Below are 13,330 nucleotides of genomic sequence, written 5' to 3'. Positions count from 1 at the left end.
GTCAGGCGGAGGATGCCAGCGGAGTTGCGGCGGACAGGAGTTGGTGGCCCAGGGGAGTGCGGTGGTAGAGGACGGTGCGGCCGTCGCGGCGGGAGTCGACTACGCCGGCGTTGCGGAGGATGCTCAGGTGGACGCTCAAGGTCGGGGCTGAGACGCCTAGCTGGTGGGCCAGGTGGGTGGTGGACATCGGGAGGTCCAGGTGGCTGACGATCGCGGCTCGGGTGCGGCCGACCAGGTCTGCGAGGGGTGAGTCTGTGGTGTCCTGGCGGTCCTCCCATAGGCGTCCGAGGCCGCGGGGTGGGTAGGTGATCGTGGGGACGTGGGGCGCGCCGGTCACGGCCAGCCCGGCGGGCCAGGTGAACACACACGGTACGAGGAGCAGGCCCTGGCCGGCCATCGGTTCGCCGTCGCAGGTGTACGGGCGGTCGATCTCGACGCGGTCGCCGCGGTAGCAGATCGACGGATGCAGGTTGCGGAACAGCCGCTCGATTCCGCCGCTCGCCAGTTCGTCCAACCGGAACGCCAGGTCCTCCTGCAGCAGCGACCGCATCCGCCGCCACTCCGGCTCGATCGCGCGGCGCCAGTACGTCTCCAGCGCCGACGTGATCAGCTCCAGCGCCTTCGCCGGATTCGCGATCAGCTCAGGCAGCAGGGGATGCGGGATGTCGTGGTGCAGCTTCCCGATCTCGTCCGCCACGATCTCGTGCGGCGTCGCGGCGATCGCGGCCAGACCGGACTCGAAACTCGTCGACCGCCGCGGCGGCGCCGGTGTCATGAAGTCCGGGATATAGCCGTACGGCGGAATGAGGGCCCTGAGCAACGTCAGGTCGTCACCCGCGATCGTCGGCCGGACCTTCTGCAGCCACGGACCGTGCACGCTCTGCGCGGTGTTGTTGCTCAACGCCCGCACACTCGTCATCGCCTCCCAGACCGGCGACAGCGCGAACCGGATCCGCCCGACGTCCTCGGCGTTCAGCCTGATCGTGATCACCCGGCGAAGATTAGTCCTCACCCTAATCATCGACAACACCTCGCGCCGCCCCGAGAGTTGATCCCATGAGTGCAGTAGCCATCGACACCACCACGCCCACCGCCCTGCCGCGGGCGTTCTGGGCGCTGTGGGTGTGCCAGCTGGTCAACCGGCTAGGCAGCTTCGTGCAACCGTTCCTCGTCCTCTACCTGACCCACGACCGCCACCTCTCGGCCGGTACGGCGGGAGCCGTCGCGGCCGCCGTCGGCGCCGGGTCCGTGTGCGCGCAGCTCGTCGGCGGCTGGCTGGCCGACCGGGTCGGCCGCCGGGTCACGATGCTGATCTGCTTCTTCGGCACCGGCGCCGCGCTGATCCTGCTCGGATCCGCCCGTTCGATGGCGCTGATCTGGGTGACCGCCTTCCTGGTCGGCCTGCTCAGCGACCTGTTCCGCCCGGCTGTCCAAGCGACGGTCGCGGACCTGCTCCAGCCGACCGAACGGGTCCGCGCGTACGGCCTGCTGTTCTGGGCGATCAACCTCGGCTTCTCCGTCTCGACCGTCAGCGCCGGCGTGCTGGCCTCCTTCGGCTACGGCCTGCTGTTCTGGGTCAACGCCGCCACGTCGGTCGTCGCCGGCCTGGTCATCTGGGCGATGGTGCCGGAGAGCCGCCCGGCTCCCGAGGAGGATTCGGTACGCCGAGCGCTGCTGCCCGTCGTCGTACGCGACACCGTGTTCCTGATGATGATCCTGATCCAGATCGGCTACGCGACCATCTACATGCAGGGCTACTCGACCCTGCCGCTGGCGATGTCGGACGACGGTCTCTCGTCCCGGACGTACGGACTGGTCATCGCGCTCAACGGTGTCGTGATCGTGCTCGTCCAGCCGTTCCTCGGCAAGTGGTACGCCAAGCTCGACCGGCCGAAACTGCTCGCGGCCTCGATGCTCGTGGTCGGGCTCGGCTTCGGGGTCGGCGCTGTCGTGCACAGCTGGTGGGGTTACGCCTTGTCGGTCGTGGTGTGGACGATCGGGGAGATCGGGTTCGCCGCGGTGATCGGCGCGGTGTTCGCCGACCTCGCGCCGATCGACCTGCGCGGCCGCTACATGGGTCTGTCCGGGATGGCGTTCGGCGTCGGCACCGTGATCGGTCCGCTGGCCGGCACGAACGCGCTCGAGCACCTCGGACCGACAGTCACCTGGCTCGGCTGCGCCGTACTCGGGGTAGTGATCTTCATCGGCCAGTACTCGCTGGCTCCGGCGCTCCACGCCCGAGCCGCAGCCAACGCGGCGACCGCATGAGGTGAGCGGTCGCGACCGTCGCTACGACGACCGCGACCGCAACCCACGCAGCACGGTCGAGCGAGACGGGGTGACGCAGGAAGATCGTGCCGAACGCCACAACGCCCAGCGTCCCGCCGAACTGCTGTACTGCGTTGAGCAGGCCCGCCGCGGACCCGGTCTCGTGCGGCTCCACCCGCTGCAACGCCTCCGTGAAGAACGCCGTCGTGAACAGTCCGACCCCAACACCGCCGACGGCCAACGCAGGCAGGAGCGCGTACGGCGCAGCCGCCAGGCCGACAAGCAGTACGCCGAGACCGGCGTACATCAGCCGTGATCCGAACCGGGCAACCAGCCACTGACCCGCAACCAATGAGGCGATCCCGGTCGCGGCGGACCAGGGGAGCAGCGCGAGGCTGGCGCGCATGACACCGTGGTGGAGCGTGAGTTGCTCGTGCAGTACGACGACCAGCGTCAGCCCGCTCGTCACCGCGAAGAACAGCGTGGAGGTCGCGAGCGCCGGAGCGAACCCGCGGTGCGCGAACAGACTCGTCTCGATCAGATTGCCCCGCAGCAGGCAAAGCCCGAGCAGCACCACGCCGCCGATCAACAAGTACCAGTCGCGCGACTGCAGGATCGGATAGACGACGAGCGCGGTGCCACCGGTGAGCAACGCCGTCCCGAATATGTCGATGCGCGGTCGCTGCGGAGCCGCCGACTCGGGCAACAGATGTGCGAGAGCGAGTACGCCGACGCCCAGTGGCACGTTGACGAGGAAGACCGCTCGCCACGTGCTGACCTCGGTGATGAACCCTCCGAGCAGCGGCCCTGAGATGCCGGCCAGCCCCATCACGGGACCGATCGTGCCGAGCGCCTTTGCAAGAGCCGGACCGCTGAAGCCGGCCTTGATCAACCCGATCGTCTGCGGAATCACCAGGGCGGCTGCCGCGCCTTGGACTGCGCGCGATGCGATCAGCAGGCCTGGGTTCATCGCCAACGCGCAAGTCGTCGAGGTGATCACGAAGGCGGCAACGCCGATGCGGAAGACTCGCCTCCGGCCATACCGATCGCCGAGTCGGCCTCCGGTGATCAGCAGAGCCGCAAACGGCAGGGTGTACGCCGCGCTGAACCACTGGATGTCGGAGGTCCGGCCGCCGAGGTCACCGTGGATGACCGGCGCCGCGACCTGGACGATCGTCGCGTCCAACAGATTCATGGCCTCGGCCACGAGCAGGGCAATCAGCCCGATCCATCGCTTCATCCCACTACGATCAGATCCGGCCACCCAATGTTCCACATCTGCTCAGGAACCTGAATGAATCTTCCATTCCTGGATGCCGTGAACGAGAATCTTCACATGCTTGATGAGATCGACCGAGCCCTGATCCACGCGCTGCAGCTCGACGGGCGGGCGCCGTACAGCCGGGTCGGGGAGGTCCTCGGAGTCTCGACGCAGACGGTGGCCCGCCGCTTCAACCGGCTGCGGGCCGAGGCCGGTCTGCGGGTCATCGGCCTGCCGGATCCGCAGAGAGCCGGGCGGGCGTTGTGGCTGGTACGCCTCACGGCGACCCCGCACGTGGCGCAGGACCTCGCCGCCGCGCTGGCTCGTCGCCCCGACACCAGCTGGATCAAGTTCACCGCGGGCGGCACCGAGATCGTGTCGATCGTCAACAGCACCCCGACCGACGGCAGCGCGCTCCTGCTGAACGACCTCCCGCGCACAACCGGCATCACGTCGGTCTCGGCGCAGTACCTGCTGCACATGTACGTCGGTGGCCCGACCGCTTGGCGTGGTCGGGCCAAGAGTCTGACGCCGGCGCAGGCCGCGGCCTTCATCGCTACGCCAACTGATCGAGGACCCAGCAAGCCGCTCGGCGACGGTGATGCGAAGTTGCTGACCGCGCTCGGCGAGGACGGTCGCGCCACGCACGCGGATCTCGCCGTACGCACAGGCTGGTCGACGGCGACCGTCGCGCGGCGGCTGGACGAACTGCACCAGGCCGGCGCGATCTACTTCGATGTCGACGTCGATCCGACCGCGCTCGGCTACACGACCAGCGCGATGTTGTGGCTGTCCGTCCCGCCAGCACACCTGGACGCGGTCGGTCGAGCGTTGGCCGAGCACGACGAGCTCGGTTTCGTGGCGGCGACCACCGGCCGGACGAACCTTGTCACCCAGGCACTTTGCGCGAGCCCCGACGCATTGCACACCTACCTGACCGAGCGCGTCGGAGCCATCGAGCACATCACGGCTATCGAGACTGTCCCGGTGCTCCGGACGGTGAAGGCAGCGGCGCCGTTCTCACCGAGTCTCGTAGGGTTGCGGACATGACGATCGACGCGGTGGTGTTCGACATCGGCGGGGTGCTGCTGGACTGGAGCCCCAACTACCTGTACGCCGACCTGATTCCGGACGAGGAGCAGCGGTCGCACTTCCTGACCAACGTGGCCACGCCGGCCTGGAACCACAAGCAGGACGAGGGCCGTGCCTGGGCCGAGGCGGTTGCGGAGCTGAAGAGTCTGCACCCGGAGCATGCCGAGTGGATCGAGGCGTACGACACCGGCTGGCTGAAGATGGTCAAGGGCGTGTTCGAGGACACTGCTGCGGTTCTCACCGAGCTCAAGGCGCTCGGCGTGCCGACGTACGCGTTGACGAACTTCTCCGGTGAGAAGTGGGAGGTGGCGAAGGACGCGTTCCCGATCCTCCGGCAGTTCGACGGAGAGGTTGTGTCGGGCGTCGAGCAGACGGTGAAGCCGGACGAGAAGATCTACCGGATCCTCATCGACCGCTTCGGTCTGGAGCCGGCGCGCACCTTCTACACCGACGACATGGCGTACAACGTCGACGGCGCCCGCGTGGTCGGTCTCGACGCCGAGGTCTTCACCGGTGCAGCCGACCTTCGTGCGCAACTCCGGACCCGTGGTCTGGCCGTGTAGCGGTACTACAGTGGATTGGTGACGTTCGTACCTGGAGACCGCTCGCCCGCCATCGGGGACGTGGATCGCGACACCGCTGTGCGACGCGTGCAGGAGGCCTACACGGACGGGATCCTCACCCACGAGGAGATGGACGCCCGGCTGCACCAGGTGCTCAGTGCCCGGACCAGGCGCGACCTCGAGCTGGCGCTCAAGTCGCTGCCGGCTCCGGACCCCGGTCGCTCGGCGACGATCGGCGCGGCATCCGGGCGGATCAGCCGTGTCGGTGTCTGGCGGGTGCCGCGGAAGCTGAAGGTGCATTCCGCGTTCGGCCGGGTCCGGCTCGATCTGACCCGGGCGATCTTCGAGCATCAAGAGGTCGACATCGAGCTCAAGCTCGGCACCGGCGGCGCGAAGATCCGGGTACCGCGGAACGCGATCGTCGAGCTCGAGGGTCTGCACACGACCTGGAAGGACTCGCAGTACAAGCCGCCGCGCGGGTCGACCGGGACAGGTCCGCGGATCCGGATCAGCGGTGCGGTCGGGTTCGGCAAGGTGCGGATCCGGCACGCGCGCTGGTAATCAGACTGCCGCCGAGATCGTTTCCGTGTACGTCGGTGTGCTCGCGAGGTACGCCGCCTCGACGTACACCGTGTTGTCCTGGCAGGTCATCGGCGTGAGTGCGACGCCGGGTTTCGCGGCGTACATGCGTTGCGGTTTCGCGAGACCGGGGCGCCAGCGGTTGATCTGGTAGGTCTCCTCGCCCGTTGAGCTGACGGTTCGGACCTCCCAGAGGATCCAGTTGCTGCAGGCAAGGATCGTGTCGGTGACGACGACGCCGAGCGGGCGGGCGGGGGAGTCGCCGGACTCACGGACGTACGCCTTGCTCTGGTACTGGTCGGGATCCGCGGCGGCGACCTCGGACCAGACCGTTGCGCCGCCGATGGTCGCGCCGCTCCACTGGATGCAGTTGGTTGCTGCGGGCACCGGTTTGGCCGTGCCGTTGGAGAGGGGAGCGGAGAGGATGCGTTTGCAGCGGCGGGCGGTCTCCGGGGCGATGATCTCGCTGAACGTGACGGTGTCCGCGGAGACGACGGGATCGGCGACGTATCCGGGGGCGTCTACGCAGGTGACTGCGCGGGACTTGAGCGTGGCCAGGGCGGCGACGATCAGGCAGGAGCGGTTCTTCGCGTCGGTGGAGCTGTAGGCGAACGTGCCGTCGTATGCGCCGATCTCGGGTTCGGAGACCGGTGGGAGCCCGGCGAGTGGTGCGGCCTTGCCGGTGGTGAGGTCGTAGCGGACGACTTTGATCTGCGGGTCGGGGCCGTCGGAGCGGATGTCCTCGATCAGAGCCCAGTGGTCGTCGAGGACGACGGGGGACTGGGCCACGAAACCGGTCGCGGGGACGTGGCGGACGACGGCCTTCTTGCTGGTGCGGTCGGTGATGGTCGTCGTACCGGCCTCGTCGCTGCCGCGGGTGACGACGTACTTGTGTTGTTGGGTGACGAGGTGCTGGCCGTCGACCGGTTGCCGCAGGACATTCGCCCAGACCGGGATCGCCGTACCGCTGTCCGTCGGCCTTGTTGGGGTGACCGACGGTTTCGGCGTTGGAGTGGGGGTTGGCGTGGTGGTCGGCTCAGTTGACGAGCAGCCGGCCACGAACAAGACGAGAAGGGTGCCTGCGGCAACCGTACGACGACGCATTTACAACCCGATGTTCTTGAAGGAATTGGCCAGGGTGGCGTTGAACAGCGCGCTGGCCGGGATGTTCCGCGGGCCGTCGGTGACGTTGCCGCGGCTGTTGAACCGGCGCTCGTTGAACACCTCGAAGATCGCGATCGTGCCGTTCGCCCTGTCGTAGCCGCGGCCGACCTGGTAGTGGCCGCTGTGGTTGAAGGCGAGGTACGGGAAGTACCGCTTGAGCAGCTGGACGTGCTCGATCACCGGGGCGTTGTACACGCCGAGGTGCTTCTGGTGGACGGTGAAGAACGTCTGCGCGTTCCAGTCCGACACGTTCTGGACGATGTACGTGCCCGCGGACTTCGGCCAGGCGGTCTTCGCGTTGGTCTGCTTCACCATCGAGGAGATCGCCGTACCGCCGGTCGTCGAGCCGAGATCCTTCGCCCAGGACGCCTGGGTGTCCTTCTGGTTGTCGTCGGCCCAGTCGATCGACTGGAACGTCGCCGGCCCACACCAGTACCCCTTCTCCTGCGAGGTCTGGAAACCCTTCATGATGTACGCCGAAGCCGGCACCTTCACCGGAGCGGCCGGCGTCGTCGGCGCGGACGGGACCGGCTTGGACGGAGCCACCGTAGGCGCGGTCCGAGTCGGCGTCACAGTCGGAGTCGCAGTCGGCGCAGCCGTCGTCCCGGCCTCGGGCGTGGCGGGCGCCGCTTCGCGGCTCGGCTCCTGCGGGTTCACCGGCGGGGTGCCGGCGGCAACCAGTTCGCGGAGTTCGCGGGCTTTCTCGCGGCCGTTCCACGCCGCCTGCATCTCGTCCAGCTCGGCGCTGACTCGGGTGCTCTTCGGCATCGCGGCGCGCTGGGCGACGAAATCGGCGGGGGTGAGGTCGCCGGTGGGGATGTCCTGCTCGACTCCGACGTCGCCTGCCGCGCGCAGGGTCGGCGGGCTGACGAGCGACTGCAGCTGCGCGCCGGTCGGGAGTTTGTCGACGAAGCCGAGGCCGAGGCAGTAGTTCTCGGTGTCGAGCTTGAAACACCGGAGCATGGACTCGGCCTGCTCGGACTTGTCCGCGGACCGCACCTGCAGATCACCCGGCGACGTCTCGGTCACCTGCTTCACCACCTCGCTCCACGACCGCGCAGCCGGCTCCGCGACCGGCGTACTCGGCGTCGGCGTCGCGGAGGGCTCCTCGGTGGGAGCTGAGGTAGGAGCAGAGGTGGGAACTGAGGTAGGAGCTGAGGTCGGCACCGGGGTGGGCGCGACCGTGGGTGTCGCGGTGGACGGCGGCCCGGAGTACTCGGGCTCGCGGGGTTGGTAGGCCTGGGCAGTGAGGGGTGCCTGCGCAAGCAGTGCACCCAGGAGGATCAGAGTTGCCCCCCGTGCTGCAGTGAGCATTGGGTCTCCCGAGCGGCGTGTGACGGCAGTGACTGAGGGTACGCCTGAGACCACAGTACGTGCTTGTGGCAACAAACGGGAGGCCCCTCCCGCCGGATTCCGTCCGCCCGGCCCACTAGACTTGCTCGGTCCCGGTCCGGTGAAAGCTGTGGAGAATCTGTGTCGGTCCAACCCATCCGCCTGTTCGGCGACCCTGTGCTGATCACCAAGGCCGAGCCGGTCGTCGACTTCGACGCCGAGCTGCGCCGCCTGGTCGCGGACCTCACCGACACCATGCAGGACGCGCCCGGATCCGGCCTGGCCGCGCCGCAGATCGGCGTCGGGCTGCGGGTGTTCACGTACCACGTCGAGGGCGAGCTCGGGCACCTGATCAACCCCGAACTGTCGCTCTCGACCGACGACCAGTTCGGCCCCGAGGGCTGCCTGTCGATCCCCGGCCTGACCTTCGACTGCCGCCGCGCCCAGTCGGTGATCGCCAAGGGCTTCAACATGTACGGCGACCCGGTGGTGATCGAGGGCTCGGACCTGCTGGCCCGCTGCATCCAGCACGAGACCGACCACCTGGACGGCATCCTGTTCGTCGACCGCCTCGACCGGGAGACCCGCAAGCTTGCGATGAAGGCGATCCGCGAGTCCGAGTGGTCCGGCCTGGCCGGCCCGCCGCAGATCAAGGTCTCACCCCACCCGACGAATGGTTTTGGCCTGTGAGAGTCGTCTTTGCCGGTACGCCGGAACCAGCTGTCACCGCCCTCGAGGCGATCGTTGCCAGCCGCCACGAACTCGTCGGCGTCGTCACCCGCCCCGACGCACCGGCCGGCCGCGGGCGCAAGCTCGTAGCCTCGCCGGTCGCGCAGTACGCCGAGGAGCTCGGCGGGATCGAGATCCTCAAGCCGGTGAAGCCGAGCGACCCGGCGTTCCTGGAGCGGCTGCGGGAGATCGCGCCGGACTGCTGCCCGGTCGTCGCGTACGGCGGGCTGCTGCCGCAGGCCGCGCTCGACATCCCGCAGCACGGCTGGATCAACCTGCACTTCTCGGTGCTGCCCGCCTGGCGTGGGGCCGCGCCCGTGCAGCACTCGATCATCGCGGGCGACGACGTCACCGGCGCGAGCACGTTCCGGATCGTGAAGGCGCTCGACGCGGGGCCGGTGTTCGGCGTACTGACCGAGCCGATCGGCCCTTCGGACACGTCGGGCGATCTGCTGCACCGGCTGGCCGTGTCCGGGTCGAAGCTTCTGGTCGACACGTTGGACGGGATCGAGGCCGGCGTACTGGAGGCCCGGGAGCAGCCGGCCGACGGCGTCACGCTCGCGCCGAAGATCACGGTCGAGGACGCCGAGCTGGATCTGAGCGCTCCGGCCCAGCGGGTCGATCGGCTGGTGCGTGGGTGCAACCCGGCGCCGGGGGCGTGGACGACGTTCCGGGGCGAGCGGCTGAAGGTGCTCGCCGTACGGCTGACCGACGAAGAGCTGAAGCCGGGCGAGCTGCAGGCGACGAAGTCGAGCGTGAAGGTCGGCACCGGGAGTCGCGCGGTCGAGCTCGTGACGGTCCAGCCGCAGGGCAAGAAGCCGATGGCCGCGGCTGACTGGGCGCGCGGCATCCGTCTCACCGATGAGGACGTTCTGGGGTGAGTGATCGGTCGCCGCGTAATCGCGCGCCGCAGGTCCGGCCGGATCGGGTCCGGGTGGTCGCGTTCCAGGTCATCCGGCAGGTGACGGCCGAGGGCGCGTACGCGAACCTCGCCCTCAACAAGGCGCTTCGCGACGCGCGCCTGTCGGGCCGCGATGCCGCGTTCTGCACCGAGCTCGTCCACGGAACGCTGCGCTGGCAGGGCACGTACGACGCCTTCCTCGCCCGCAGCGTCTCCCGCCCTCTCGCCGACCTGGACCCGGAGCTCCTCGACCTGCTCCGCCTCGGCACGCACCAGCTACTCAACATGCGCGTCGACTCGTATGCCGCGGTCAACGAGATGGTTACGCTCACCCGCTCGGAGCTGGGCCAGAAACGCACCGGCCTCGTCAACGCGGTACTCCGCAAGATCAGCCAGCGCTCGCTGGACCAGTGGATCGCGACCGTGGCACCGGCCGCCGACAGCGACCCGATCGGCTACCTCGCGCTTGCCGAAGCCCACCCGCGCTGGGTCGTCGAGGCCTTCAACCGGGCCCTCGACCGCGGCGCGGCGGCTGGTCAGGCGGTGGCCAGTGGCGTGCTGGAGCAGCTGCTTGTCGCGGACAACGAGCCTGCGCGGGTGAGCTTGGTGGTGCGACCCGGGCTGGCGACAGTGGATGAGTTGGTGGCGGGCGGTGCGACGCCCGCGCGGTGGTCGCCGTACGGCGCTGTGCTCGAAGGCGGGGGTGACCCCGGGCGGATCGAGGCGGTCGCAACCGGCCGGGCCGGGGTGCAGGACGAAGGGTCGCAGCTTGTCGCGATCGCGCTGGCATCCGCGAAGGTCGACGGAGACGACGCCAACTGGCTCGACCTCTGCGCGGGACCGGGTGGAAAGTCGGCCCTGCTCGCGTCGCTGGTAGGGGATGGGCAGCTGACCGCAGTCGAGCCGCTGAAGCACCGGGCCGAGCTGGTCCGCGCCAACCTCCGCGCGATCCCCGGCAACCACAAGGTGCTGGTCGGCGATGGCACCAAGCCGACCTGGCCGGCCGGCTCCTTCGATCGCGTGCTGGCCGACGTCCCCTGCAGCGGACTCGGTGCGCTTCGGCGTCGGCCCGAGGCACGCTGGCGTCGTACGCCGACAGACGTCGTCGAACTGCGCCCGCTCCAGGAGGCCCTGCTCGACTCCGCGATCACCTCGGTCCGGCCGGGCGGCGTGGTCGCGTACGTGACCTGCTCACCCCACCCCGACGAGACCCGCGCGGTCGTCGACGCCGTCCTGGGGCGCCGCGACGACGCGTCCCTCGAAGACGCACGGCCGCTGTTCCCCGGCGTACCGGACCTCGGCGACGGACCGGATGTGCAGCTCTGGCCGCACCTGCACGGCACCGACGCGATGTACCTGGCGCTGATCCGCCGGTCATAATGCGGACCTGCTGTCAGGCGCTATAAGCCGGACGGTCATGATGGTGAGGTGACAACAACCGCCGCGCCTCCCGCCGTCTCGACCCGACAGCACCATCTTGTCGGCCTCGTCTCGGCGTTCGGGATCGGCATGCTGGTGGCTGTGCAGTCGCGGCTGAACGGCGAGCTCGGCGGCATCCTCGGCGACGGGATCCCGGCGGCTTTGATCTCGTTCGGCACCGGCCTGCTGATCCTGCTGGTCGCGACCGCGGTCGTGCCGCCCGTCCGGCGCGCGCTCGGCAACGTCTGGCGCACGATCCGTACGCCGATGCGCGGGTACGGCGGTCTGCGCTGGTGGCAATGTCTCGGTGGACTCGCTGGCGCGTTCCTCGTCGCGACCCAGTCCATCACCGTCTCCATCATCGGCGTCGCGGTGTTCCTGGTAGCTGGTGTGGCAGGGCAGGCGATCAGCAGCCTGGTCGTCGACCGCCTCGGCTTCGGCCCGGCCGGCCCGCAGCCGCTGACCGCCATCCGGATCGTCGGCGCGATGATCGCGCTGGTCGCGGTCGGCCTGGCGGTGTCGGATCAGCTGAGTCACCCCGACGGCCTGCTCCTCGCAGTACTGCCCGCGCTCGGCGGCGTCGGCACCGCCGTACAGCAGGCCATCAACGGCCGGGTCGCGCGGACCGCTTCCACCGACGCGTACGGCGCAGTCGCCGCCGGCGTCGTCAACTTCCTGGTCGGATTCGCCGCGCTGCTGCTCGTCTTCCTCGTCGACCTCGCACTCCGCGGCGCACCACGACACCTCCCGAGCGAACCCTGGCTGTACTTCGGTGGCGCCTGCGGCGTGATCTTCATCAGCGCCGCTGCCGCCGTGGTCCGGGTCGTCGGCGTCTTCGTCCTCGGCCTCGGCACGATCGCGGGTCAGCTCATCGCGAGCCTGTTCATCGACGTCTTCTTCCCGGTCGCCGACAAGCCGGTCTCGGCCCCGGTCGTCGTCGGCACGCTCCTCGCGCTCGCCGCGGTGGCGGTCGCGGCCGTCCCCAACCTCCGACGCCAGAGGTAGCTACACCGCGGGCGCTTCTGCGGGGATGGGTTGCTTGCGGCGAACGGTCAGCACGCCCTGGGATACGGCCACGCCGAGCAGGACGATGAGGCCGCCGACCGGCTGGTACCAGGTGATGTGCTCGTGCAGCACGATCACGCCGACCAGGATCGAGAAGACCGGCATCAGGTACGTGACCATCGACGAGCGGCTCGCGCCGATCAGCCGGATGTTGCGCATGTTGAGCACGAACGCCAGCCCACTACCGAGGGCACCGAGCGCCAGAACGCTCAGCACGACCTCGGCCGACAACGACCATGGCGCGGGCGGCGCCTGCCGGGTGACCAGCGGCGCGACGATCGCCAGCTGAACGGTTGCGCACAGCAACAAGGCCGCCGACAGCGAGGTACCGGACAACGTGGTCCCGGCCAGGAACTTCTTCTGGTAGGGGATCGCGAGCCCGTAGAACACCGCCGCGAGCATGCACAGCCCCTGCCCGACCAGATCGGCTCCGCTGTCGACGCGCCAGGCGCCGAGCACGACGAGCATCCCGGTGAACCCGATCAGCAGCCCGAGACCGCGCTGCATCGAGAACACCTCGGTCCGGAAGATCAGGACGGCGATCGGCAGCACGACCAGCGGGGTGATCCCGTTCCAGATGCCGGCCAGCAGCGACGGGATGCGCTCCTCGCCGTACCCGAACAGCGTCCACGGGATCGCCGATCCGATCGCACCGGCGACGAACGAGTGTGCCCACAGCCGCGGATCGCGCGGCAGTGACTCCCGCTTCACGACGAGGATCGCGAGCAGTACGACGGACCCGGCGATCACCCGCCCGAGCGCCAGGTAGAGCGGCGGTAGCTCCCGCACTCCGATCGAGATGAACAGGAAGCTGCAGCCCCAGATCGCGGCCAGGGCCAGCATCACGGGGAGCCAGGCCCGCACCGGAGCCTTGTCAGGAGTCGTTACGGTACTCACTCCTGACATCCTGCACTACGTCACCGACATTCCGGAGATTTTTATCTGCATTCGGGCACG

The 13,330-nt window shown here is 69.0% G+C and carries 13 protein-coding genes; 8 read left to right on the top strand and 5 right to left on the bottom strand.

Annotated features, from left to right (window positions below):
- Position 1: 1 nt before the first annotated feature.
- Positions 2 to 991, bottom strand: a complete 990-nt coding sequence (locus FDA38_RS30125) for an ArsR/SmtB family transcription factor (protein WP_137257486.1) — start codon at positions 989 to 991, stop codon at positions 2 to 4.
- 65 nt (positions 992 to 1,056) lie between these two features.
- Between FDA38_RS30125 and FDA38_RS30120 the strand changes: the two genes are divergently transcribed.
- A complete protein-coding gene (locus tag FDA38_RS30120; protein WP_137257485.1) occupies positions 1,057 to 2,268 on the top strand; it encodes an MDR family MFS transporter in 1,212 nt (403 codons plus the stop codon).
- Here the strand turns inward: FDA38_RS30120 and FDA38_RS30115 are convergent.
- Positions 2,201 to 3,508, bottom strand: a complete 1,308-nt coding sequence (locus FDA38_RS30115) for an MFS transporter (protein ID WP_137257484.1) — start codon at positions 3,506 to 3,508, stop codon at positions 2,201 to 2,203. The two genes, FDA38_RS30120 and FDA38_RS30115, sit on opposite strands and share 68 nt — an antisense overlap.
- Positions 3,509 to 3,604: 96 nt before the next feature.
- Here FDA38_RS30115 and FDA38_RS30110 point away from each other — a divergent pair, with 96 nt between their 5' ends.
- The 3 genes from FDA38_RS30110 to FDA38_RS30100 are packed head-to-tail and all read left to right on the top strand — an operon-like array spanning position 3,605 to position 5,745.
- A complete protein-coding gene (locus FDA38_RS30110; RefSeq protein ID WP_137257483.1) occupies positions 3,605 to 4,579 on the top strand; it encodes an Lrp/AsnC family transcriptional regulator in 975 nt (324 codons plus the stop codon).
- Entirely contained in the window at positions 4,576 to 5,184 is a 609-nt protein-coding gene (locus tag FDA38_RS30105; protein ID WP_137257482.1) for an HAD family hydrolase, read from the top strand. The genes FDA38_RS30110 and FDA38_RS30105 overlap by 4 nt, the downstream gene beginning before the upstream one ends.
- 18 nt (positions 5,185 to 5,202) lie before the next feature.
- On the top strand, positions 5,203 to 5,745 hold the full coding sequence (locus tag FDA38_RS30100; protein WP_137257481.1) for a DUF1707 SHOCT-like domain-containing protein: 543 nt from the start codon (positions 5,203 to 5,205) through the stop codon (positions 5,743 to 5,745).
- On the opposite strand, the gene FDA38_RS30095 is transcribed toward FDA38_RS30100, so the two are convergent.
- Positions 5,746 to 6,867 carry a hypothetical protein gene (locus tag FDA38_RS30095; protein WP_267901772.1) on the bottom strand — a complete coding sequence of 374 codons (1,122 nt, stop codon included), beginning with the start codon at positions 6,865 to 6,867 and terminating at the stop codon, positions 5,746 to 5,748.
- Positions 6,868 to 8,241, bottom strand: coding sequence for a C39 family peptidase (locus FDA38_RS43485; protein ID WP_137257480.1), 1,374 nt, complete (start codon positions 8,239 to 8,241; stop codon positions 6,868 to 6,870). It abuts the gene before it with no gap.
- 159 nt (positions 8,242 to 8,400) lie between these two features.
- Here FDA38_RS43485 and def point away from each other — a divergent pair, with 159 nt between their 5' ends.
- Genes def through FDA38_RS30070 form a run of 4 tightly spaced genes read left to right on the top strand, consistent with a single transcriptional unit; the run spans position 8,401 to position 12,313 of the window.
- Positions 8,401 to 8,949, top strand: a complete 549-nt coding sequence (def, locus tag FDA38_RS30085) for a peptide deformylase (protein WP_137257479.1) — start codon at positions 8,401 to 8,403, stop codon at positions 8,947 to 8,949.
- Positions 8,946 to 9,869, top strand: coding sequence for a methionyl-tRNA formyltransferase (gene fmt / locus FDA38_RS30080; RefSeq protein ID WP_137257478.1), 924 nt, complete (start codon positions 8,946 to 8,948; stop codon positions 9,867 to 9,869). Before def ends, fmt begins: the two co-directional genes overlap by 4 nt.
- Entirely contained in the window at positions 9,866 to 11,269 is a 1,404-nt protein-coding gene (locus FDA38_RS30075) for an RsmB/NOP family class I SAM-dependent RNA methyltransferase (protein WP_137257477.1), read from the top strand. Before fmt ends, FDA38_RS30075 begins: the two co-directional genes overlap by 4 nt.
- 48 nt (positions 11,270 to 11,317) lie before the next feature.
- Positions 11,318 to 12,313, top strand: coding sequence for a DMT family transporter (locus FDA38_RS30070; RefSeq protein ID WP_137257476.1), 996 nt, complete (start codon positions 11,318 to 11,320; stop codon positions 12,311 to 12,313).
- Here the strand turns inward: FDA38_RS30070 and FDA38_RS30065 are convergent, their stop codons facing one another.
- Complete coding sequence (locus FDA38_RS30065; protein ID WP_170989923.1) at positions 12,314 to 13,270, bottom strand: DMT family transporter; 957 nt, start codon at positions 13,268 to 13,270, stop codon at positions 12,314 to 12,316.
- Between the last annotated feature and the right edge of the window lie 60 nt (positions 13,271 to 13,330).

This window comes from Kribbella jiaozuonensis, assembly GCF_005233875.1.
In the GTDB taxonomy this organism is placed as follows: domain Bacteria; phylum Actinomycetota; class Actinomycetes; order Propionibacteriales; family Kribbellaceae; genus Kribbella; species Kribbella jiaozuonensis.
Note: the sequence above shows the minus strand (reverse complement) of the source record. Positions and strands in the feature narration are given on the sequence as shown.

Coding starts and splice junctions, on each gene's coding strand:
- FDA38_RS30120 (WP_137257485.1), top strand. CDS start 1,057: ATGAGTGCAGTAGCCATCGACACCACCACGCCCACCGCCCTGCCGCGG.
- FDA38_RS30115 (WP_137257484.1), bottom strand. CDS start 3,508: ATGAAGCGATGGATCGGGCTGATTGCCCTGCTCGTGGCCGAGGCCATG.
- FDA38_RS30110 (WP_137257483.1), top strand. CDS start 3,605: ATGCTTGATGAGATCGACCGAGCCCTGATCCACGCGCTGCAGCTCGAC.
- FDA38_RS30105 (WP_137257482.1), top strand. CDS start 4,576: ATGACGATCGACGCGGTGGTGTTCGACATCGGCGGGGTGCTGCTGGAC.
- FDA38_RS30095 (WP_267901772.1), bottom strand. CDS start 6,867: ATGCGTCGTCGTACGGTTGCCGCAGGCACCCTTCTCGTCTTGTTCGTG.
- FDA38_RS43485 (WP_137257480.1), bottom strand. CDS start 8,241: ATGCTCACTGCAGCACGGGGGGCAACTCTGATCCTCCTGGGTGCACTG.